The sequence below is a fragment of the Acinetobacter tandoii DSM 14970 = CIP 107469 genome (genome assembly GCF_000400735.1).
GTDB lineage: Bacteria > Pseudomonadota > Gammaproteobacteria > Pseudomonadales > Moraxellaceae > Acinetobacter > Acinetobacter tandoii.
On record NZ_KE007366.1, the window covers coordinates 122,196 to 143,357 of the forward strand.

The following is a 21,162-nucleotide window of genomic DNA, read 5'->3' on the forward strand; positions in this document are numbered from 1 at the left end:
TTTAACTGAAAATGTTGGAATTTTTTAACTTTTTACTTGACCTCTTAGACTTAGCCCCCTAAAATGCGTTCCAGATTCTCCAATAGCTCAGTCGGTAGAGCGACGGACTGTTAATCCGCAGGTCCCTGGTTCGAGCCCAGGTTGGAGAGCCAAGATTCTAAAGACCCACTCACTTTGTAGTGGGTTTTTTATTGAGTTCAATTTGTGTTTACATCGATTCAAACGCTGTTTTTTATTATTGGCTGTCTGGCAAGTTCCGTTTTGCTTTTGATGCTATTGCAACATTTATTTTGGAAACGTCAGCAATTTTATCAAAAGCCCCTCATTACAGCCTTTGAACAGAAAATGTTTATTCGACTGAATGAAGCACTGCCTGAACATCATATTTTGGCACAAGTTGCCTTTAGTGCCCTCATTACCAGCAACCATTTCAAAATACGTCAACAATTCAATCGAAAGGTCACAGATTTTGTGGTGTTAAATCGCGATATGAAAGTGATAGCAATTGTTGAATTGGATGACCCAAGTCATATTGGTAAAGAAGATGAAGACCAGCAACGCGACGCCATGCTTACCGAAGCGGGTTACACGGTATTTCGTTATACTTCTATACCTAGTGCACGTGAACTACGTAAAGATTTACTTTAATTGTCTTAAATAATAATATTGATGAACATTTACCCTAAAAAGAATCTCAACAAATTACCTAAAATTCACAACAAAATTAAAACCATTTTCAATTAATTTTTATTCAACAAATACTTACACTAGCAGCAGAGATCAAAAATCCCAATTTACAGGTATAGAACATTTTTGGCATTTAGAACACAGTCAAAAGATAATTGGATGCTCAAGTTTAGGACAACAAAATAGTGAATGAGCTTTTACTCCCAGCACCAGTATTAATTCTCTCAGAAGAAATAAATTTAGACCTTCGCCTTAAAATATTATTGATGGAGTTAGGCTACCCTGCGCACTTAATTCACTCTACACCCTATCTAGATGATGCCCTTGAAATCTATCGTTTGCATTTACCCAATATTGCGCTGATCGATCTGAATTTTACTCAAGTGCCTTTACACGATTTAATACGTTCACTAAAAGCGTACCATCCTTATGTCATTATTATTTTGATGGCACCACAGGGACAAACTGAGCAGATTTTCCGTGGCATTCAATCGGGTGCACATGGTTACTTTTTTATAGAACAGACTGACCGTGAGATTTTACAGCAGATCAGAACAATTTTAAGGGGCGGTGCCACCTTACATAGTGAATTAGCACAGTATATTCTTAATGCACAGACTCAAAGCCAAGCTCGGCAATTCATTAACCAATTTAAAGAAGCACCAAGTCAATTATTCACGGCAATAGAGTTAGAAATTTTATCTTTACTTGCTAAACAGCTTAATACTCGAGAAATCGCCCATCAACTTGGGATTCCACTTTACAGCGTAGAAGGACGGATTAAATCGATTTACCGACATTTAACCCATAAATAAGAAAGAGCCTACTTGAGGCTCTTTCATTTGACTACTATTTAATAATTTCTAACAAAGTACGTTGGGCATTATGTGGCTCATCCCCTTCTGCAACTTGAGCACGTACCCATGAACCATCACCTTTTAATAACCATGCTTGCTGATTGTCTTTTAGATAATTGAGTAAGCCTTGTTGATAAATCCGCTTTTTCAATGCTGGATCTTCAATTGGGAAACATGCTTCAACACGGTTAAACAAGTTACGATCCATCCAATCCGCACTCGAACAATACACATGCGGATTACCATTATTACTAAAATAGTAAACACGTGTATGTTCCAAGAAGCGTCCTACAATAGACCGCACACGAATATTTTCAGACAAGCCTGGTAACTCTGGACGCAAGCAACAAATTGAACGAATAATCAGGTCTATTTGAACACCAGCCTGTGAAGCCTCATACAGCTTATTAATTAACTGCACTTCCGTTAGCGCATTCACTTTCACAATAATCTGTGCAGGTTTTCCTGCTTTGGCATTGGCAATTTCATCGTCAATAAAATTGATTAATTGCGCATGTAGCGTAAATGGTGCATGCAAAAGTTTTTTCAACTTTGCCATTTTGCCCATACCTGTCAACTCTTGGAAAATGCGATGTACATCTTCACACAACTCTTTGTCAGTTGTCAGCAAACCATAGTCGGTATAAATACGGGCATTACCCGCATGGTAATTTCCTGTACCTAAATGGACATAGCGTACCAATTTATTATTTTCACGGCGGACGACTAAAATCATTTTGGCATGTGTCTTATACCCGACAATACCATACACCACCACAGCACCTGCTTCTTGTAAAACATTGGCCACTGCAATATTCGACTCTTCATCAAAACGAGCACGTAACTCAATCACCGCGGTGACTTCTTTACCATTCCGCGCTGCCTCTGCCAAGACTTGTACAATCTCAGAATCGGCTCCACTTCGGTACAACGTTTGCTTAATCGCTAGAACTTGTGGATCTCGTGCAGCTTCACGCAAAAAGTTAATGACTGGAGCAAAGGATTCAAACGGATGGTGCAATAAAATATCTTGCTTTTGCATCGCTGAAAAAATGTTTTCAGCTTTTTTCAATACTTTTGGAATCACAGGTGTATGTGAATCATAGCGTAAATGAGGACGTTTAAAATTTGACAATAATCGTGCCAAATTTACTGGACCATCCACTTTATACAACTGCTCTTCTTCTAAATCGAATTCATCAAGCAAGTAGTCATAAATATGTTTAGGACAATTTTCGGTCACTTCCAAGCGTACCGCACGACCAAAACGACGTGAATTTAGCTCACCTTTTAACGCTTTCGCTAAATCTTCGACATCTTCATTTAAAGCCAAGTCCGCATTCCGCGTTACACGGAACTGATAACAACCCGTTGCAGTCATTCCTGGGAATAGGTCGGAAACATGCTCATGAATAATTGCAGATAGCATGACATGGTGTTCTTTGCCACCCGTCAACTCATCGGGTAAACGTACAACACGTGGCAATGAACGTGGTGCGGGAACAACAGCTAAATCAATTTGACGACCAAAGGCATCTTTACCTTCCAAAGTCACAATGAAGTTCAAACTTTTGTTAACTAAACGAGGGAATGGGTGTGCAGGGTCTAAACTAATCGGGGTTAATACTGGGGCAACCTGTTCTTGGAAATACTTTTTCACCCAAGCAGATTGAGCGGGGGTAAGCTCACCACGACGCAAGAAACAAATGTCTTCTTCACGCAACTTCGCTAAGATTTCTTCATTTAAAATACGGTATTGGCGTTCAATTGCAGCATGTGTTGTTTGAGAAATTTGATCCAAAACCTGTTTAGGGGTTAGACCATCGGGGGTATGACTTTCATTGCCCAAATCCAACTGTTCCAACATGCCCGCAACACGAATTTCAAAGAACTCATCTAAATTTCTTGAAAAAATCAGCAAGAAATTCATGCGTTCTAGCAATGGATGCAACGGATCGACAGCTTGCTCAAGAACACGTAAATGGAAATCTAAAATAGAAAGTTCACGATTAATAAATCGATCATTATAAGTATATTCAACTGGCTCTAATGGAGTCTGTGCCGCCGTATTCATAATCAACCCATGATTTTAAGACGTTATCTGTATAGTCATAAGTATGCTTCAATTTTGTGACATTTTCATAAAAAAGCCCAAAATAATTTGGGCTTATAGTGCTTTATGCTTATCGCTGAATTCGGTCACCTTAAGGGATTTGGCTATAACGCATATATTTGCGAATCATTTTTTTACGAATTTGGACTTTTCGATCATTCTGATGATCTTGATAATATTTGGGGTTGGGTAAAATTGCAGCTAAAAATGCTGCCTGATCACGCGTTAAACTTCGCGCACTTTTGCCAAAATAATGCTGTGTTGCTGCTTCAACCCCGTAAATATTTTCACCAAACTCAACCGAGTTTAAATAGACTTCAAGAATTCGCTGTTTAGACCACATACGCTCCATCATCCAAGTAGCGACGGCCTCTTGCCCTTTACGAATAAAAGAACGCTTATTGTATAAAAATAAGTTTTTCGCCAACTGCTGAGAAATAGTCGATCCGCCCGCAACCACTTTGCCTTTGTCTTGGTTACGTTCTAAAGCGTATTGCATGCCTTCCCAGTCAAAACCATGATGGTGCATGAATTTTCCATCTTCAGATGTGACCACAGCACGTTTTACATAATCGCTAATCTCATCATAATCCCGCCATGTGTGCTGAATTGGTTTTGATGGTTCAGACCAGTAATCTAGACGCATGAACATAGTTGTTTCGACTGGATGTGTACGCCACCACAGCAAACTGCTAAATATCCATAGCTGTACAAGTAGAATAAAACTGACAATGACTAACAAAGTTCGAACAAAAAAAGCTTTCATGTCAGTAAGTTGCTCCAAATATTTCCATTCTTTCGTGCTAAGCTTGGTCAAAATATAGATTCAAAGTCAAACAATAGCATGTCTCATTCAACACCACCTTGGCTTCCAAGCAAACTGAATATGCAAGATTGGTGGCTCACAACCCTTTTCATTGCGGTCAATGTCGGGTTATTTCTCTGGCAAATTTTCTCTGGAGTCAATGTCAGTGATCCAAGCCTACCAGATGCCATACGCTGGGGAGCTGATTATGCACCTTTAACCTTTTTAGAGGAACCCATCCGCCTATTCACGAGCATGTTTTTTCATTTTGGACTTATTCATTTAATGTTAAACATGTGGGCATTGTATATTTTTGGCAGTGTCGCAGAACAGCTCTTTGGTCGTTTTTATTATTTCATGCTCTATCTTTCAGCAGGATTAATGGGCAGTCTCTTTAGTGGTTCTTTGGCAATACATGACACAGTAAATATGTTGAATCAGCAAGTAATTGATCCCTCTTTACTGCCACATGTCAGTGCAGGCGCTTCTGGTGCTGTGATGGGCTTAGGTGGTGCTTTAACCTTACTTTCTCTCTTTCCTGTTCTACCACAACAACGCTTTATTCTAGATAAAAAGACCTTAATTATGGTCATGGGCATTAACTTGGTGATTGGACTCACGATCTCTGGAATTAATAATGCTGCGCATGTTGGCGGAATGCTGATGGGCGCAGTCCTTGCAGGTATTTGGTATCTGTGCCAAAAGTCGCAAAAACCTGCCCTAAGCTTCATTTTGGGTACAACTGTAGCTATCGTGAGCTGCTGGTTTCTATACCAGTATTGCCTGCAACAAGTTCAACTGATTCAACCAATTTGGGCTGAATTATTACAGGCTATGCGTCAACGCTATCATTTTTAAAGACAGAGAGATGAATCTTAAGATTGATTCATCTCTCTTAAACTTTGTAATGGTGGGATATCACAGAGATAACTCAAACGATAACGCCCAATCAATGCGCATAACACCATCATATTCACAGGTAGAATCAACCAGATTTCCCAATGGGCTTGAATGCTTAGATTCATTCGATAACTAGCAATTGCACTGATCAATTCGGCAAAGAAACAAGCCACAATACCTGCCAGTAACCCCATAAATCCAATTTCCAGTGTCAGCATATTTTTGAGCATACGTTTGGAGCTACCAAATGAACGAAGTAAAGCGACTTCCCTTTTCCGCTCATCCATCAATAAATTAAGACAGGCAATTAAGACCAAAATGCCTGCAAGGCTGACCAGTGTAGCCAGAATGGTCACAACCTGAATCAACACATTCATCAAGCGCTTAATTTCATCCAGTATTAAGCCCACATCTATAAAGACCGTATTACTAAATTGCTGAATTAATTGAATCAGTTGTGGTCTGTCTTGCTCTGGAACATAGAAACTGCCTAAATAACTACCTGCATTTTCATCCAAAGTTTGTGGAGAAAAAATAAAGAAAAAGTTCGGGCTAAAACTTTCCCATTCAACTTCTCTTAAATTGACTACTTTGGCGTGTAGCATGCCTTCAGGCAAACTAAAGCTTAACCGATCACCCACCTGTATACCCAATTCTGTCGCAGTTTTTGCTTCTACAGAAACCTCTCCGACATGCGTGAAATTTGCTTGTCCTTGTACAATTTTATTATCCGTTGGTAGGCTACTGCTTTGAGTTAGATTCAATTCACGACGCAATGAGTTATTTTCCTTGACCAATTGTTCCGAAAAAGGTTGTTCATTTTTTGCGACTAATCGACCACGAATATTGGGATATAAAGGCGTGCTGTTCCAGCCATGTGCCAGTAATTGCTGCTTGAATTGGGGTACATCAAATGGTGGCAAACCGTAAACAAATTGATTTGGCGTACCTTGTGGCAACTGCTGTTGCCAACGCTCTAACAAATCAGTACGCAGGACAGCCAAAACAGTGATTAAACTCAGACCTAACGCCAACGCCGTAATCTGAAACGCAGTCTGATAAGGTACTTTGACATAAGCCGAAACTGCCATTTTTAAGCGTTTTAAAGCTTTCAAAACCAGCCAGACCAAACCATACAAAAGTACACTCAGGGCAATGATGCCACCAATCACCAAACTGGTCAGTGGCAAATTTTCGGTAAGAATGATACTAAAAATAAATAAACTCAGTGTACCCGACACTAAGGTCCACAAGAAAACATGCATAGATTGTGTTTGCTGACGAATCACACGGATTGGCGGGGTGTACATCAACTGCCACAAATTCGGCAAAATAAAACCTGTCAATACCACTGCACTGGTCAATATGGCAATCGGCAAAGGGCCTTTCAGCATTGCCCATGCAGAAAATTGTAGCTGCAAGTTCGGAATCAGTTGTAGCATGAGCTGTAATAAGCCATAACCCAATACAACGCCAAGTAATACACCAATCAAAATCGCGATGCTCAACATAAATAATAAAAGATAAGCATAGACTTTTAAGATTTGGGATTTAGAAGCCCCCATACAACGCAATAACGCAATATAGTCTTGATTTTGTTGTACATAGCGTTGACTGGTCAATGCAATCGCGATACCACACAGCAAAATAGTCAGAATATTCGCCAACTGTAAAAAGGTATCTAAATTCTCTATTGGGCGTATCAGACGAGTATTGCCTTCGGTAGCATTACGAAGCTTCAAGCCATTCACATCTTCTGCATTAACTCCTGTGACATTCTTTGTCGTTTTCTGTTGTTGTTTGAATTGTGTTTGAAACTGTTGAATATTATTCGTATCGCCCGCCATCAATAGACGGTAATCAATTCGACTGCCGACTTGAATAGCATTGGTTCGTGCAATATCTTGTTGTGCAATCATCACTGTCGGTGAAAAACTTGAAAAGCCAAGCTCCTGATTGGAGTCATGTTGAATCTTTGCAGTGACTTTAAACGTACCATCTGCAATTTGAATTTGGTCTCCCAACTTTACCCGTAATAAGTCCATCACCCGTGGACTTAACCATACCTCCCCACTTTGAATAGGACGATGTAGCTCAGGTTGTAACTGAAGCTTACCCCGCAGCGGGAAATGTGCATCAACCGCTTTCACATTCACCATGACAAATTGCGACTCTGTATGCGCCATGGAGTTAAACACGGTGACTTGCGACTGTTTTAAGTGTTGGGCTGTCGCCAGATCTTTCCAACGTTGTTCAATTTTCGACTGATCTGACAACACCAAATCTGCCGCCATCAGCTCTGCGGCTTGTAAAGTCACTGCATTCTGGATTTGCTCATTACTAAATTTCAGTGCAGTCGTCACACTAATCGCCAGTACTAAAGCAATAATCAGCAAATACATCCCACTACTTTTCAGACTTTGCTGCAATAAAGGTCGAAATAGAGCACTCATACGTGATCACCACCCTGCACGTGTTCATGCAACTGACCTTCAAATAAATGGAGATGACGTTGGCATTGTCTTGCCAATTTCAAATCATGAGTAACCAGTACCAAGGTGGTGCCTAGTTCCTGATTTAAAGCAAACAGTAACTGCTCAATCTCTTTGGCTGTTTGACTATCTAAATTACCTGTAGGTTCATCTGCAAAAATAATTTTAGGTTGGCTAATTAAAGCACGTGCAATCGCCACACGCTGTTGTTCCCCACCAGAAAGTACTTTTGGCGTTTGCTCTGCCTGTCGCTCTAATCCGACCTTTTTAAGTAGCTCTAAAGCACGGTGTTCTGCCTCTGCATATTGAAAATTAGCGTGCAAACGCAAAGGTAACATGACATTTTCTAATGCGGTTAAGTGAGGCAAAAGTTGAAAAGATTGAAAAACAAAACCAATATATTTCAAACGGACAAGCGCTCGTTGTTCTTCATTAAGCGCAGCAATATTTTCTCCACAAACAGTTAATTCACCACCACTGGCTTGATCTAAAGTAGCCAAAATTCCCAATAGAGTTGACTTACCAGAACCCGAACGCCCTGTAATGGCAATTTGTTCACCTTTCATAATATCGAGATTTAGATTTTCAAAAATTGAGAGACTTTTATCTGCAAGTTGTATTTTTTGTGTCAAATTCTGGGCAGAAATTACGGCTTGTGGCATGATGAATCTCTCTTCTATTGTGCTCAGGTTTTCGTCAGTTACTATGCGTCAATCTCGTTTTAAAGTATTCGTTTATTCTTGGGTGATAGGGCTAATGCTCTGCCTAAGTCCAGTGATGGTTTCAGCTAAAACTATTCTGATTCTCGGTGATAGTATTAGCGCAGGTTATGGTTTGCAGCCACAGCAAGGATGGGTCACACTGTTACAAAAACGATTAGACCAACAGTATCCGAAACAACATCAAGTGGTCAATGCAAGTGTGAGTGGTGAAACTACCAGTGGTGCTTTAGCACGTTTACCCAAATTACTTGCAACTTATAAGCCAAATATTGTGGTTATCGAACTGGGCGGAAATGATGGTTTACGTGGTCAACCACCACAAATGATTCAACAAAATCTAGCACGATTAGTTGAGCAAAGCCAAAAGACGAAAGCCAAAGTCATTTTGTTTGGAATGAAAATTCCGCCCAATTATGGCACAGCCTATAGCAAGGCTTTTCAACAAAACTACACGGTTGTCAGTCAACGCTATCAAGTGAAATTACTGCCCTTCTTTTTAGAAGGCATCGCGGGTCATAAAAATTTAATGCAAAAAGATTTAATTCATCCTAATGTTCAAGCACAGACTCAATTACTGAATTTAGCTTATCCATATATTAAAGGCGCTTTATAAAGCGCCTTTAATCACATCTATATTTTTATAGATCAGATGTCTTAGAAATCAAAAAAAATCACTTCACCTGTTTCAAGTGAATATTCCGCACCGACAACAATCATCTTGCCTTTCGCAATTAATTGTTCCAATACAGCCGAACCATGACGTAATTGATTAACTGAAGCAAACACATTTGAACGAACAGCATGGTTCGAAAGTTTTTTCAAATCGTTTTTCAACTCAGTTTGCATCAAGGTTTCAACAGAAGGACGCACACGGTTCACAATCGACATCAAATTATTTGATGGTGGACACTCTGGGTTCATTAAAGTGTCAATGGTCGCTTGAATGGCACCACAATGGCTATGACCAAGAACAACTACTACTGCACAGTCATAACGTTCAGCAGCAAATTCCACACTACCCACTTGCGAAGGAGCAACCACGTTACCCGCGACACGAATAACAAATAAATCACCTAAGCCTTGGTCAAAAACCATCTCGGCAGGAACACGCGAGTCTGAACAACCAAGTATAATTGCAAAAGGATTTTGATCTTCTGCCATTTCAGCACGTTCTTGGTGCGTCAATTGTTTAGGAAGGGTTGTTTCCCCAGAAACAAAACGTTGGTTTCCTTTTTTAAGACGGTCTAATGCTTCTTGAGCCGTTAGCATTCTTTTTTCCACCATGATTTGAAGTTTCAATATTCTAATACCAGCAAAAAGGAATGTCACTTGCAAAAAAGAATACGGCTGAGCCTTTTTAGATTGGCAAAAAAGTTCAAGTGCTTTTTGTTGTTACCTTGAAGTAAATCACATTATTTTATTTTTATATCAATCATTTCAATAAACTTGTTCGTGACATTTTAGTGATTGTATTTACAATAGATCTTTATAAAGTCAAAGATTATTCTTTATACCAATTCCAGTTTTTTGCAGTTTCAAGAATAGATTTTCTACAACAAAATTTTAGCGATAAGGATTTAAGTCAATGACACAAACTCGTAAATATTTTTCTCATTTTGTTACTGCAATGGGAATCCTAATTACGATGTCATTGCCCAATGTTGCTTCAGCTAAAAATCCACAACTTTCTCCCGAGCAAATTACGCTACAAAATTTTTTACAACAAGAACGTGAAGACTGTGGATTAAAAACCAAAACCCTCAAAGTCGGAGATATTTTTTGGAGCTATAACGAAGGAGGATCGAGCCAGAAACCTACTGTTTTACTGATTCATGGGTTTGGAGGAAATCGTGACAATTGGAATCGCGTTGCTTCTTATCTCACTCCCAACTATCACGTCATTGTGCCCGACCTACCCATTTATGGGGACACCAAAGTTCCATCCAATTTTGATATTGCTGTTCCGAACGTCACCTCCAGCCTTCGACAATTTGCTGAAGCTATAGATATCGAGAATAAATTGAATATCGCAGGTCACTCTTTAGGTGGTTCAATTGCAACTCTTTATGCTGCGCAATATCCTTTTGATACACAAAGTTTATTTCTATTAAATAGTGCAGGCATCTACAAAAAAGCCAACACCCCCTACACGAGAGACCCACATTTTTTAAAGCATATTATTATGTCAAAACCTGGTGATTATGATGAGGTTCGTCATGAGATCATGCAGAATCCCCCCAAACTTTCTCCAGAACTTAAACATGCTAAAGAACAACTCTTGATTGCACAATCAGGTATAAATAATCTCGTCATTGAGCAAATTTCGACATTAAATCGCATCTATACCCCTGAAACATTTGCTCGAATTACCCGCAATGTAGAAGCACCGACTTTAATTTTGTGGGGCAAACAAGATAAAATCTTTAATGTTGAAGTTGCAGATGAATTAAAATCTCTGTTGAAACGTGCCGAAGCACCTGTCATCCTGAACAATGTGGGTCATATGCCTTTATTGGAAGCAGATAAACAAGTTGCGAATTATTACCTCCCATTTCTCGCAAAGACCCAAAATCTGAAAAATCCATTGGCGGATCAACTGATTCCTTTACATTAAATTTGAGCTTTTATGCAAAAACACCCGATGATTGAGCAACTGATCGAAGCTCATCTACAATTTTTAAATCATGAATTTACTCAGTCAGAAACCATTAAAAATGAATTTGTTGAGTTTTATCATTGGTTCAGAAAACAAAAATTAAAACAAATTTGGACAGTTGAACAGATTCATCAATTGATTGATCAGCAAATCTTAAAGACACCTGCCAGTGATTTTTTAATTGAACAAATTGCAGAACATATTCGCTTTGCCTTGGTTCATCCCGCAAATGACCAAACTAAAATCGCAGATGCCATTCCTGTGCTTACTGTCGATAAAATTGCTCAATACGTTGCCAGTAAAAGTGGGCATAGACAACGCTTAATTCATACCGTTGTGAATAACCCTGCTTTCGCTGCCATGATCACGCAACTGATTCAACACGCGATTCATGACTATTTAGATAATTCTGTCATGGTCAAGCATGTGCCGGGCGTTTCTCGTTTTATGAAAATGGGGAAATCTGTTTTAGAAAGTGTGACTGATTCAAACTTAGATCAAGCCATTCAGCATTATTTACAAAAAAATATTCAGAAACTCAGTCAAATGAGTGAACAAGTGTTAAATCAGCATTTTAATGACGATAAGCTTTATCATTTTCAAGCCAATTTATGGCATAAAATTAAAGACCTTCCGCTCAATGTGTTAAAAAATTATATCGAAATTGATGACTTACAACACACTGTTGGTTTAGGTCATGAAATTTGGGATCACTTACGTCAAAGTGAATACATGGCACAACAAGTGAAAGATGGCATCTCTGCATGGTATGCACGGAATCAAGACCGAAGCTTTGATTTATTGTTCCGTGACTTAAATATTGATGAAGCATTAATCCAAAATCAGTTACAACATCTGTTAGAACCGATTATTCAGAATATGCTGCAATCAGATTACCTCACTCAACGTGCACGTCATTATTTAGAGAAGTTCTATTATTCTGACAGTACCTTAGCAATCTTGAAAAAAGGCGCTGAATAGCGCCCTTTTGTTCTACATTTAAATCAGCTTAAAACTCATATTTCAGACTTGCATAATAAGCACGACCTGGTTCGTTATAAGTTTGGTTCACAGAGTTATCACGTAATAATTTTTCATCAAACAAATTGCTAACACCAAGACGACCACTGATTTGATCCGTAAATTTATAGCCTGCATTAATGCCTGCTATACCATAACTTTTCACGGCAGTAACATTCATAGCGCCATTTTCAGTATTCGATTCTGCATATTGACGTGGCTTTTGGCGACCATACTGGGTATATACAAAGTTCACATCCATGGCATCGGTCACGTTATAGTTAAAGATGGAGTTAATCGTATAATTCGGTACAATCGACAGCGGATTACCTGTTTTTTTATTCTCCGAATCCATCATATACGTTACATTATTGGTCCAACTTGCATTATCAAAGCTTAAGGTTACACTTCCTTCGAGCCCTTGAATCAATGCTTCAGGCACATTTTCCCACTGTAAAATGTTATGACCCGCTGTTGAAGTGGCTAAAACAGTTTCTCCTGCTGTAATTTTATTTTCATAATCGTTTCTAAACCACGTTAAGCTGGCATTGACCATATCTTTTTCGAATTGAACACCCAGTTCTTTATTAATCGAGGTTTCAGGTTTTAGATCCGCATTACCGATTAAATAGCATTGGGAAATTTGTGTGGCTTTAATTGGGCAACCATTACCACGGGTATATAACAAATAACCTTCTGAAGTTTGATACATATTTGGCGCTTTATACGCCTTTGCAATGCCACCTTTCAGGGTAAAGTAATCGCCCAATTTTTGGGTAATGTTTAAGCTCGGACTCCAATTCGAACCTGATTTATCATGATCATCAAAACGAACACCAAGGACTAAATCAGTACTATCTGTCACCTTAAAGTTATCTTCAATATAGGCAGAAGCGATTCGTGATTGCATGCTTTCACGGTCAGCAGATAAGTTGATGAGTCCAGAAGCATCAGTTTGTACTGTGCTCGATGGATCCTTGAAGTCATCTTCTACCCATTCAGCACCCACAGTTAAAACTTGAGGAACAACAATCTCTAAAGGAATATTCGTTTCCGCATTAAAACGCAACGTCTCTAATGTAGAAGTCTTTTTATTAAATGAATTTGGACTCCCTTCTGGCCCACCAGCAAGAGATTCTGGAATACGTTTATTCTTGGTTTTATCGTATTGTGCGATGAGTTTAGTATCGCCCCAGTCCCATTTTCCTTCATGCGTTAAAGCATAACTGTCCCGATACATGGTATTGGTTTCTTGGCCTAATAAGCCTCGGACATAATCTGCATTGCTAAAGCTTCCACCTGTACCAGCAGCATCAAAGTTACTGTTTTGAATATCACCTGTATATTCATTGCCTTGTCGGCCTGTTGCAATATCCAACAAAAGGGTTTGCTGATCATTCACTTGCCAAGCCAGTCGTCCTGCAATATCTTGATTTTCTACACCTTCACGACCTGCCGCACGCGTTCCCGACGCAGTGAGCGGATTAATATCTGGTGCATCTGCATCGGTCTGGTTGTAATTACCATACAAACGATAAGACAAAACATCTTTAACAATCGGACCACTTAAATTAAAGCCAACACGATTGGTTGCTCCCTCTTTGGAATCTTCAGGCTGATTGGTATAAAGCTCAACCGAACCATGTACTTCATTGGTTACTTTCTTGGTTTTAATATTGACCACACCACCCATGGCACCTGAACCATAACGTGCAGCAGCAGGACCACGTAACACTTCAATCGATTCAATTGCATCTGCTGGAACCCAGTTTGAATCTCCACGTGTATCACGTTCACCACGCCAACCATAACGAACTGAGTTTCTAGAGTTAACGGGCTTACCATCAATCAAAATTAAGGTATTTTCGGGCCCCATACCACGAATATCGATTTGACGGTTATTGCCACGTTGCCCTGTTGCACTGTTGCCTGTCAAATTCACACCAGGCATACGACGAACATATTCAGAAATGTCATTCACTACAGGAAGCTTATCTAAATCTTCTTCAGTAATGATAGATGCCCCTAGGGATTGCTTTACTTGCTCTTCGGCAGTCAGAACAATTTTTTCAAGTTTGGTTGGATCTGTTTGTTGTGTCGTAATTTGCGCAGTTGAAGAAGTTTGCTGTTCTGTCTGTAAATCTTCAGCATTACTCATCACACTCATGACCGACAAAATTGAAAGTGTTAATGCTGATTGGACAATACGTCTGTTCATACAAATATCCCAAAGGTGTGGAAGATAGAAAAAAACGTGAAATTTCGGTTTCAGAGTGTAACAAACATAAATATAAATGCAATTATTATTAATAATGATTCTCATTACTATTTAATATTTATTGAAAATTAGGGGAGTTTTGTATGCAACAGGCATAAAAAAACCTCCATATTATGGAGGTTTTTAATGTATTACGCTCAAGTAATTACTTGAAATATGCACCTTCTGCTTGGGTATGATCTGTCTGGTCAATCACACGCTGTAACTCTGGAACGTGTTGTTTCAAAGTCGTTTCTACCCCTTGTTTCAAGGTCACATCAATTGCTGAACAACCTTGGCAACCACCACCAAATTTAAGTACAGCAGTTAGACCATGCTCTTCATCTTCAACCACTTCAACCAAAGCACAGTTGCCACCGTGACCTGCTAAACCTGGATTGATTTCAGATTGTAAAACATAAGTAATACGCTCTTCGACAGAAGCATCAGGCCCAACACGTGGAACTTTTGAATTTGGCGCACGGAAAGTCAACTGACCACCAAAACGATCTTTGTTGTAGTCAATGACTGCATCTAATAAATATGGAATAGATGGTGCGTCAACATAAGCAGGGAAATCTGGATAGTCTTGCTTATAATCTGTTGGCACAACTTCTTCAGGCGCACTATATGCCATACAACATTCAGCACGAGGTGTTCCAGGATTCTCCACAAAAACACGTACACCAATACCTGGAGTATTTTGTTTCGCCAGTAAATCACGCAAATACTCTTGTGCAGTTGGTGTAATCAATAAGTTTGGAATTTCTTCTGCAACTGCAGTGCTGGTGTTCTCAGTCGACATAACAATATTTCCTCAAGCTGAAGTCGCTATTTTAACTGAAGATGCGGGTAAATTAAAAAAAATCAACTAAAATTGTCGGATTTATTCTAAAAGTCCTGTGCAATGAATCAATTAATGGCATTATTGAAGTTGAGTCATTAAAAATTGAACCTTTTCTATATGCTAAATCTGCCTTTCAACCATACTGTTGCGCTGATTATCATTACTGTGGTGGTTTCCCTTCTGGCATTCTCTAATCAGAAATTGATGAGTCGCTTGATCTTTTGGCCACCTGCAATGCAAAAAGGACAATATGACCGTTTTATCACGCATGGTTTTGTTCATGCGGATGGCGCTCATTTGCTCTTCAACATGATTACCCTATTTTTCTTTGGGAGTATTATTGAAAGCTTTTATCGTCAGTATTTTTACGACCTTGGCTTTGCCCTGTTTTATTTGGGTGGATTAATTTTTGCTATTTTACCCAGTTACTTAAAACACAAAAACGACTTCCAATGGGCCAGTCTTGGCGCTTCAGGTGCCGTGTCTGCGGTTCTGTTTGCTTATATCCTGTTTGAACCATGGAAGCTGATTTTTGTATTCTTTATTCCTGTACCTGCGATTATTTTTGCGGTGCTCTATATTGCCTATAGCATTTGGTCAGGAAAACGGGGCAACTCTCATATTAATCATAGTGCACATTTATGGGGTGCAGCTTATGGCGTTGTTGTGACCATTTTACTTGAACCCCGTTTAATTCCACACTTCTTCAATAAACTGACTCAACTGCCATTTTAAATATGTTGGATGCAGGCTTTATGTCATTAATAAAGGGGCGAAGACCTAATAGTCTCTGCCACTTCTCTCTTCTTTTTTTAAAATAAATTTTTATCTCATCTCAGCTTTTACATAAAACAAATCGCAGCAATAAAGCAATTTGACTAAAATTAAGTTTAAAACAATAGAATATGGAGAATAAATATATGTATAAATTTCTCATGATTATCGCTACTTGTCTCAGCTTAAACATACTCACGGCTTGTGCTGTACATACACGCGAAGGCAGTATTGTTGTTGACCCGAATGGAAACTTAGGACACTACGAACATGGTGGTGATTTCTGCCCACCAGGTCAAGCCAAGAAAGGGCGTTGCTAAGTCACAGCTTAACTTGAATTTTTCTTTGACTGTCAGTCGATTGACTAGACTGACAGTGCCTGATGATTTCAACTTTCCTTAATATCTATGCAAATTTTTGCGCACTCTTCCAAGCTTTTCACAAACTGAGTTTAAAACTTTAGACGCTCGGGACATAAATTGGTAGTTAATGCCACCCCAAACTTTAATTTGGCATAGATAATGAATACATCTGTATATTAATACTGTTATCAGACGAGATTTTTTGCATGTCCAGCTCTTTAGAGGGTCTACAGTTCCCTGTTCAACCCGATACTCAAAAACCAAGTACAACTCGCACAGGCAAGGAAATTATTGCTGAGGCATTATCGATTGTAGACAATCAATCTGCCCAGCAAGTGCTCAAAGAAAAGAAATGGCGTAAAAACTATCCAAAGTACTTTAAAGCCTTGGTCGAACATGGTATTCGCAATTGCAGCAATCCGATTAGCATTGCAAGACAAGGTCTGCATAAAGCTCAACATAGTTTTGAGTTTTACCGTAATGGTCAACGTTATTTATTAAAAGAAATGATGGATGTGCCCTTAGCTCAGTTACATACTGTTCAGTTAAAAGGTGAAAGCTTAATTGAACCAGAATGGTACATTCCTTATCATGGGCAAAACCTCAAAGGTGAAGCTTTACTTGCACAAGTTCAAAAATGGGAAGATGACGGCATTATTGAACCTTCTCATGCAGACGCCTTGCGTTTAGCCAATGCACACCCTGAATGGTTCGATCTTTCTGACCGCACAATGGTGCTATTTGGTGCAGGTTCTGAAGCAGGTCCACTGACATGGCTGTCTAAATGGAAAGCCAATATTGTGGCTGTAGACTTACCGAATACCAAAGTTTGGCAAAAAATTCTCAATACCATTCAAAATGGTAATGCAACCTTATATGCACCAAGTCAGACTTCCCTTCCCGACCAAACACCAACTCGTGAACTCAGTGCAAAGCTTGGGGCAAATTTACTGACTCAAACTCCTGAAATTGCACAATGGCTATTACAAAGCGAACATCAACTGGATTTGGCAGCAATTGCTTATCTCGATGGTGAAAAACATGTCCGCGTTGCTATGGCCATGGACAGCATTATGAAAGTCGTCAGTGAACAAAAAGCCGATACCAGCTTAATGTTTATGTGTACGCCGACTGATGTCTATGCTGTACCCAAAGAAGTCGTTGAATCTTCAGCAGACAAATTCCGTTATCGCTCTCAAATTCAGAAGCTACTGACCAAGGGCATGGCAACGGCATCTTTACAGCATTTTTTCCAGAAAAACCTGCATGACCTAATTAAATCTGACAATGGTCAAGCTTATGGAATTGCAGACTGTTTGGTCATCGAGCAAGGTCCAAACTACGCGTTAGCGAAACGTATTCAGCAATGGCGCGCAACTCTGGCTCGTCATGAAGGGCAACGTGTAAGTATTAATATTGCCCCATCGACCACCACACACTCGGTAACCAAAAATCCGCTGCTCAAAGCCGCTTTTAATGGTGCCAGTTTATTTGATGTCGAAGCATTTAAACCTGAAACGACCAATGCCATTATGGCAGCGCTGTGGATTCATGATTTACGTAATCCTGACTCGGTCGCAAATCCTGAAACTGTAATGAATCATCCTTTAGAGTTGATGATGCAGGGGGCCAATCATGGTGGATTATGGCGTGTAGCTTATTTGGCACGAACAGCGCTACCGTTTGCTGCAATTTATGGCTTTGCGACAGATAAACTTCCACTAAAAAAAGCGTTGGCGAAGTTAAAGAGCTAAATATTATAAAATCTAGGTAAATCAGGCCTAATCGCTTGGAATAGCAAAGGGCGCCATCTAGTCTGGCGCCCTTTGCTGATCTCCGTCCCAAATAAGTTTAAACAGTTAAATTCTTTTTTAATTCATCTTCAACAATCGTCAATTCAATTTCACTGAACTTACGAATTTCCCCTTCAGCATGTTTTTCTAATATTCCACCGATTAAAGGTACTTTCACTTTGACAGTCCATTCTAATTGAAATTCAATATGTTGATCTGAGCCTTTAACTGAACGATTGCAACTGGCTTGTAAAGGTAAATTCGCACCTAAATCGACAGTAGATGTCATGGCTTCGAGATTACTAACATCTGTACGGTGCAAGCGAAATGCATCTTTTAATAGTTTTTTGGCAATGTCTGGAATGTTTACGTCTAAATTATAAGCACGTTTCAGAGTGTAGATGTCGCCTACTTTTTTTGATTCTAAAATTTCCGAATTTTCACCTGGAATTCGGCGACAAACTTGTTCATGTAGGGTCGTATCAGCAGCTAAACGTTTAAATTCTTCTAGAGATACACCCTGTATGGTTGCATTGACAATAAACTGATGTGCCATGACGGTTCCTTCTTTTTTTGTTTTATCCTGTTGGAAAAGCGCGAGTATTTTCATTACAAAACAACGTTGACTATACGTTGATATCATGACTGATTAAAGTCAATTCTGTTTAGACTGTCATTGACCCATTTTTTATTTTACGTATTGGAAATGCCAAAAGTCACACTGATTTCTGATAAGCACTTGATCTTTAAATAATGATGCTGAAATTCAATGATGGCGTAGAATTCTGTTGCACCATCATCTAAACCTGTTACAGCCCAAGTTGTACCTTTAGGAAAAAGGTCAAGCCAAGCTCCTTGATAAAAGTCTGAAACTGAATCAAATTGTAAATATTGTTCTGGATTTTGAATAATTTTACGGGCAAGTTCATCAAACTGCTGTAACTTGGCTTGATTAAAATGGATCAACATTCTCTTGCACAATCCTACTATTCAGCTTTTATGCCTGCCAATTGTTGTTTTTTCTGGACTTTAATCCATTGCCACCAACCAAAAGCGGCTAAACCAACAAAGGCAGCGTATAAACCTGCAGTCAAAAACAGATCTTTATAAATAAACATCCCGACATAAACAATATCTACAAACACCCAAAGTACCCATGTCGCAATATGTTTGCGGCTAGTCCAATAGGTTGCCAATAAGCTAAATGCTGCCAATTGTGCATCTAACATCGGCACCGCTGCATCTGTCCAGAATTTCAGACTTAATCCAAAGGCCAATCCAGCCAGTGCAGATAACAATATTTGCCAAATTACCCTACTAGTTTTAATCGGCTCGATACGGATATCATGGTCTTGCTGCTTACCTTTCAGCCAATGATAAAACCCGTAGAAATTCACCACCATAAAGAAAAACTGTAAAATTGTTTCTCCATACAATTTAAAAGTATAGAACAAATAAGCATATAAAACGAAAGCGAGAAAATTAAACCACCAACACCACATATTGCGTTTAATGGTTAACGCCACGCCAATCACGCTGATGATGACAGCAAAAATTTCCAGTCCAGACATCAATGGTTCACTTTAAAAACTGATGGCACATTATGAGAAATTTTTCATAGAACGCAAGTTGCAATAAAAAGAGGCAAACTAGATGATATTGAAACTTTTGATGCGATTAAAAGACGAGATCTGTGGATTCAGGATGCGTCTTAAACTCAGACTTATGTTCTGCACCATTTCGGTCAACATGGCTACAAAACACGCCATACTTTCCAACATAATATTCAAGTGACTGGTCATAGAAATTCCAATAAATCGACCACTCATTTAAATCTAGCTTGCGAATTTGGGTTAACGCTTTAGCAGGTAATTTTTTAAGCAGATTATGTTGGATTTCTTCTGCTGCTTGAATATCGCGAATATGAATATTTTGCTCAAAAAACTGTTTCACAGCATCATCAAACAGCAATTGATCATAATATTCAATTTCGATTACTTTGCTTTCTATTAATTTTGTTTCCGTCAGTTCTGTTTGAGCATCTTCGGGTAGGGTTTTAGAAAAATAGCGAGCACGATACTTTTCAGTCACTTTGATTTTGATAAAAATCTGCCACGCTGCTGTCAGGGCAAAGCCTAATAAACACAAAACAATAATTTTAAACATATTGTCCCCCTATTCAGGCATATCTTCAGCATTACAGTCACTTATATCATACGCTGTTTTATATTTTGGATGAGCCCAATTATCTTAAAAATCAGTTAAATGCATATACAGTTCGTTAAAATTTGTGATTTACTTCAAATTTAAGGGCTACTTTTTATTAAAAGATCAAACCTAAAACACACCAAAAAAACAACAAATCTCTACTGTTCCAATGTCACGAATTCACATGAAATAAGCGTGTTTTCAGGAAATAAGAACAAACAATGATTAGGGCAGCAAAAATTCAGGATATTCCTGAGATTCTTCATGTATTGCAGGAAAGTATCCGTTCCTGTGTACAAGATCATCAACGTGTGGAAAGTAAAATTCAGGCTTGGCTGGAAAACAAAACACATAGTAATTTATTGTTATGGATGCATTATAACGACAGTTGGATTTACAGCATCAATCAACAAACTGTCGGCTTTATTATGGTCAGTGACACTGGCAAAATACTGCTGAATTATACGCTGCCAGAAATGCAACATCAGGGTATAGGTTCTGCCTTACTCAACAGCGCTATTTCCCATTTGAAACTCAGAAATTTGCAACAAATCACCCTTGATAGCACACAAACAGCAATGTCGTTTTACCAAAAGCATGGCTTCCAAATCCGTGCATATGCAACTCCAGAGCAACACACTATCCCCATGATTAAATATATTTAGTCTT

Annotated in this window: 21 protein-coding genes and 1 tRNA gene; 11 read left to right on the forward strand and 11 right to left on the reverse strand. The window is 39.0% G+C overall.

Annotation, left to right across the window (positions count from 1 at the left end):
• Window positions 1-76: 76 nt before the first annotated feature.
• From I593_RS07130 to I593_RS07140, 3 genes are all read left to right on the forward strand, one after another.
• Window positions 77-152 (forward strand) — tRNA-Asn (locus I593_RS07130).
• Between the two features lie 52 nt (window positions 153-204).
• Window positions 205-648 (forward strand): DUF2726 domain-containing protein, encoded by a 444-nt coding sequence (locus I593_RS07135; RefSeq protein WP_016166899.1) that lies wholly within the window; start codon window positions 205-207, stop codon window positions 646-648.
• A 224-nt stretch (window positions 649-872) separates the two neighbouring features.
• The gene (locus I593_RS07140; RefSeq protein WP_016166900.1) at window positions 873-1,502 is read left to right on the forward strand and encodes a helix-turn-helix domain-containing protein; all 630 of its coding nucleotides are present in this window, start codon (window positions 873-875) and stop codon (window positions 1,500-1,502) included.
• Between the two features lie 34 nt (window positions 1,503-1,536).
• Here the strand turns inward: I593_RS07140 and ppk1 are convergent, their stop codons facing one another.
• Both ppk1 and mtgA read right to left on the reverse strand, forming a co-directional pair.
• A complete protein-coding gene (ppk1, locus tag I593_RS07145; RefSeq protein ID WP_016166901.1) occupies window positions 1,537-3,618 on the reverse strand; it encodes a polyphosphate kinase 1 in 2,082 nt (693 codons plus the stop codon).
• Window positions 3,619-3,748: 130 nt separating this feature from the next.
• Entirely contained in the window at window positions 3,749-4,423 is a 675-nt protein-coding gene (mtgA, locus tag I593_RS07150) for a monofunctional biosynthetic peptidoglycan transglycosylase (RefSeq protein WP_016166902.1), read from the reverse strand.
• Between the two features lie 78 nt (window positions 4,424-4,501).
• On the opposite strand from mtgA, the gene I593_RS07155 reads away from it, so the two are divergent.
• A complete protein-coding gene (locus I593_RS07155) occupies window positions 4,502-5,320 on the forward strand; it encodes a rhomboid family intramembrane serine protease (RefSeq protein ID WP_016166903.1) in 819 nt (272 codons plus the stop codon).
• 17 nt (window positions 5,321-5,337) lie between these two features.
• Here the strand turns inward: I593_RS07155 and I593_RS07160 are convergent, their stop codons facing one another.
• Together I593_RS07160 and I593_RS07165 are read right to left on the reverse strand one after the other, a co-directional pair.
• Window positions 5,338-7,815, reverse strand: a complete 2,478-nt coding sequence (locus I593_RS07160; protein ID WP_016166904.1) for an ABC transporter permease — start codon at window positions 7,813-7,815, stop codon at window positions 5,338-5,340.
• A complete protein-coding gene (locus I593_RS07165; RefSeq protein ID WP_016166905.1) occupies window positions 7,812-8,516 on the reverse strand; it encodes an ABC transporter ATP-binding protein in 705 nt (234 codons plus the stop codon). The genes I593_RS07160 and I593_RS07165 overlap by 4 nt, the downstream gene beginning before the upstream one ends.
• Window positions 8,517-8,610: 94 nt before the next feature.
• Between I593_RS07165 and I593_RS07170 the strand changes: the two genes are divergently transcribed.
• Complete coding sequence (locus tag I593_RS07170) at window positions 8,611-9,189, forward strand: arylesterase (RefSeq protein WP_042069005.1); 579 nt, start codon at window positions 8,611-8,613, stop codon at window positions 9,187-9,189.
• A gap of 41 nt (window positions 9,190-9,230) precedes the next feature.
• Here I593_RS07170 and I593_RS07175 read toward each other — a convergent pair whose 3' ends face one another.
• Window positions 9,231-9,845: a carbonic anhydrase gene (locus I593_RS07175; protein WP_016166907.1), complete on the reverse strand. Its 615-nt coding sequence runs from the start codon at window positions 9,843-9,845 to the stop codon at window positions 9,231-9,233.
• 316 nt (window positions 9,846-10,161) lie between these two features.
• On the opposite strand from I593_RS07175, the gene I593_RS07180 reads away from it, so the two are divergent.
• Window positions 10,162-11,190: an alpha/beta fold hydrolase gene (locus I593_RS07180; protein WP_016166908.1), complete on the forward strand. Its 1,029-nt coding sequence runs from the start codon at window positions 10,162-10,164 to the stop codon at window positions 11,188-11,190.
• A gap of 12 nt (window positions 11,191-11,202) precedes the next feature.
• Window positions 11,203-12,213 carry a hypothetical protein gene (locus I593_RS07185; RefSeq protein ID WP_016166909.1) on the forward strand — a complete coding sequence of 337 codons (1,011 nt, stop codon included), beginning with the start codon at window positions 11,203-11,205 and terminating at the stop codon, window positions 12,211-12,213.
• 28 nt (window positions 12,214-12,241) lie between these two features.
• Here the strand turns inward: I593_RS07185 and I593_RS07190 are convergent, their stop codons facing one another.
• Both I593_RS07190 and nfuA read right to left on the reverse strand, forming a co-directional pair.
• Window positions 12,242-14,470 carry a TonB-dependent siderophore receptor gene (locus tag I593_RS07190; protein ID WP_016166910.1) on the reverse strand — a complete coding sequence of 743 codons (2,229 nt, stop codon included), beginning with the start codon at window positions 14,468-14,470 and terminating at the stop codon, window positions 12,242-12,244.
• A 205-nt stretch (window positions 14,471-14,675) separates the two neighbouring features.
• Window positions 14,676-15,314 carry a Fe-S biogenesis protein NfuA gene (nfuA, locus tag I593_RS07195; RefSeq protein WP_016166911.1) on the reverse strand — a complete coding sequence of 213 codons (639 nt, stop codon included), beginning with the start codon at window positions 15,312-15,314 and terminating at the stop codon, window positions 14,676-14,678.
• A gap of 159 nt (window positions 15,315-15,473) precedes the next feature.
• On the opposite strand from nfuA, the gene I593_RS07200 reads away from it, so the two are divergent.
• The 3 genes from I593_RS07200 (at window position 15,474) to I593_RS07210 (ending at window position 18,246) form a co-directional block, all read left to right on the forward strand.
• Window positions 15,474-16,091, forward strand: a complete 618-nt coding sequence (locus I593_RS07200) for a rhomboid family intramembrane serine protease (protein ID WP_016166912.1) — start codon at window positions 15,474-15,476, stop codon at window positions 16,089-16,091.
• 185 nt (window positions 16,092-16,276) lie between these two features.
• Window positions 16,277-16,450 carry a hypothetical protein gene (locus tag I593_RS20380; protein WP_016166913.1) on the forward strand — a complete coding sequence of 58 codons (174 nt, stop codon included), beginning with the start codon at window positions 16,277-16,279 and terminating at the stop codon, window positions 16,448-16,450.
• 248 nt (window positions 16,451-16,698) lie between these two features.
• Complete coding sequence (locus I593_RS07210) at window positions 16,699-18,246, forward strand: hypothetical protein (protein WP_016166914.1); 1,548 nt, start codon at window positions 16,699-16,701, stop codon at window positions 18,244-18,246.
• Window positions 18,247-18,343: 97 nt separating this feature from the next.
• Here I593_RS07210 and I593_RS07215 read toward each other — a convergent pair whose 3' ends face one another.
• From I593_RS07215 to I593_RS07230, 4 genes are all read right to left on the reverse strand, one after another.
• Window positions 18,344-18,841 (reverse strand): DUF2505 family protein, encoded by a 498-nt coding sequence (locus I593_RS07215; protein ID WP_016166915.1) that lies wholly within the window; start codon window positions 18,839-18,841, stop codon window positions 18,344-18,346.
• Window positions 18,842-18,978: 137 nt separating this feature from the next.
• Window positions 18,979-19,254, reverse strand: coding sequence for a hypothetical protein (locus I593_RS07220; protein WP_016166916.1), 276 nt, complete (start codon window positions 19,252-19,254; stop codon window positions 18,979-18,981).
• A 17-nt stretch (window positions 19,255-19,271) separates the two neighbouring features.
• Window positions 19,272-19,856 (reverse strand): nicotinamide riboside transporter PnuC, encoded by a 585-nt coding sequence (pnuC, locus tag I593_RS07225; protein WP_016166917.1) that lies wholly within the window; start codon window positions 19,854-19,856, stop codon window positions 19,272-19,274.
• 106 nt (window positions 19,857-19,962) lie between these two features.
• The gene (locus I593_RS07230; RefSeq protein WP_016166918.1) at window positions 19,963-20,451 is read right to left on the reverse strand and encodes a hypothetical protein; all 489 of its coding nucleotides are present in this window, start codon (window positions 20,449-20,451) and stop codon (window positions 19,963-19,965) included.
• A 263-nt stretch (window positions 20,452-20,714) separates the two neighbouring features.
• Between I593_RS07230 and I593_RS07235 the strand changes: the two genes are divergently transcribed.
• Window positions 20,715-21,158, forward strand: coding sequence for a GNAT family N-acetyltransferase (locus tag I593_RS07235; protein WP_016166919.1), 444 nt, complete (start codon window positions 20,715-20,717; stop codon window positions 21,156-21,158).
• The last annotated feature ends 4 nt before the right edge of the window (window positions 21,159-21,162 follow it).

What these genes read in the sequence shown, in the direction of transcription:
- ppk1 (WP_016166901.1), bottom strand. Translation starts at nt 3,618, where the DNA reads ATGAATACGGCGGCACAGACTCCATTAGAGCCAGTTGAATATACTTAT.
- nfuA (WP_016166911.1), bottom strand. Translation starts at nt 15,314, where the DNA reads ATGTCGACTGAGAACACCAGCACTGCAGTTGCAGAAGAAATTCCAAAC.
- I593_RS07170 (WP_042069005.1), top strand. Translation starts at nt 8,611, where the DNA reads ATGCTCTGCCTAAGTCCAGTGATGGTTTCAGCTAAAACTATTCTGATT.
- I593_RS07190 (WP_016166910.1), bottom strand. Translation starts at nt 14,470, where the DNA reads ATGAACAGACGTATTGTCCAATCAGCATTAACACTTTCAATTTTGTCG.
- I593_RS20380 (WP_016166913.1), top strand. Translation starts at nt 16,277, where the DNA reads ATGTATAAATTTCTCATGATTATCGCTACTTGTCTCAGCTTAAACATA.
- I593_RS07155 (WP_016166903.1), top strand. Translation starts at nt 4,502, where the DNA reads ATGTCTCATTCAACACCACCTTGGCTTCCAAGCAAACTGAATATGCAA.
- pnuC (WP_016166917.1), bottom strand. Translation starts at nt 19,856, where the DNA reads ATGTCTGGACTGGAAATTTTTGCTGTCATCATCAGCGTGATTGGCGTG.
- I593_RS07235 (WP_016166919.1), top strand. Translation starts at nt 20,715, where the DNA reads ATGATTAGGGCAGCAAAAATTCAGGATATTCCTGAGATTCTTCATGTA.
- I593_RS07165 (WP_016166905.1), bottom strand. Translation starts at nt 8,516, where the DNA reads ATGCCACAAGCCGTAATTTCTGCCCAGAATTTGACACAAAAAATACAA.
- I593_RS07220 (WP_016166916.1), bottom strand. Translation starts at nt 19,254, where the DNA reads ATGTTGATCCATTTTAATCAAGCCAAGTTACAGCAGTTTGATGAACTT.
- I593_RS07210 (WP_016166914.1), top strand. Translation starts at nt 16,699, where the DNA reads ATGTCCAGCTCTTTAGAGGGTCTACAGTTCCCTGTTCAACCCGATACT.
- mtgA (WP_016166902.1), bottom strand. Translation starts at nt 4,423, where the DNA reads ATGAAAGCTTTTTTTGTTCGAACTTTGTTAGTCATTGTCAGTTTTATT.
- I593_RS07230 (WP_016166918.1), bottom strand. Translation starts at nt 20,451, where the DNA reads ATGTTTAAAATTATTGTTTTGTGTTTATTAGGCTTTGCCCTGACAGCA.
- I593_RS07180 (WP_016166908.1), top strand. Translation starts at nt 10,162, where the DNA reads ATGACACAAACTCGTAAATATTTTTCTCATTTTGTTACTGCAATGGGA.
- I593_RS07200 (WP_016166912.1), top strand. Translation starts at nt 15,474, where the DNA reads ATGCTAAATCTGCCTTTCAACCATACTGTTGCGCTGATTATCATTACT.
- I593_RS07160 (WP_016166904.1), bottom strand. Translation starts at nt 7,815, where the DNA reads ATGAGTGCTCTATTTCGACCTTTATTGCAGCAAAGTCTGAAAAGTAGT.
- I593_RS07175 (WP_016166907.1), bottom strand. Translation starts at nt 9,845, where the DNA reads ATGCTAACGGCTCAAGAAGCATTAGACCGTCTTAAAAAAGGAAACCAA.
- I593_RS07185 (WP_016166909.1), top strand. Translation starts at nt 11,203, where the DNA reads ATGCAAAAACACCCGATGATTGAGCAACTGATCGAAGCTCATCTACAA.
- I593_RS07215 (WP_016166915.1), bottom strand. Translation starts at nt 18,841, where the DNA reads ATGGCACATCAGTTTATTGTCAATGCAACCATACAGGGTGTATCTCTA.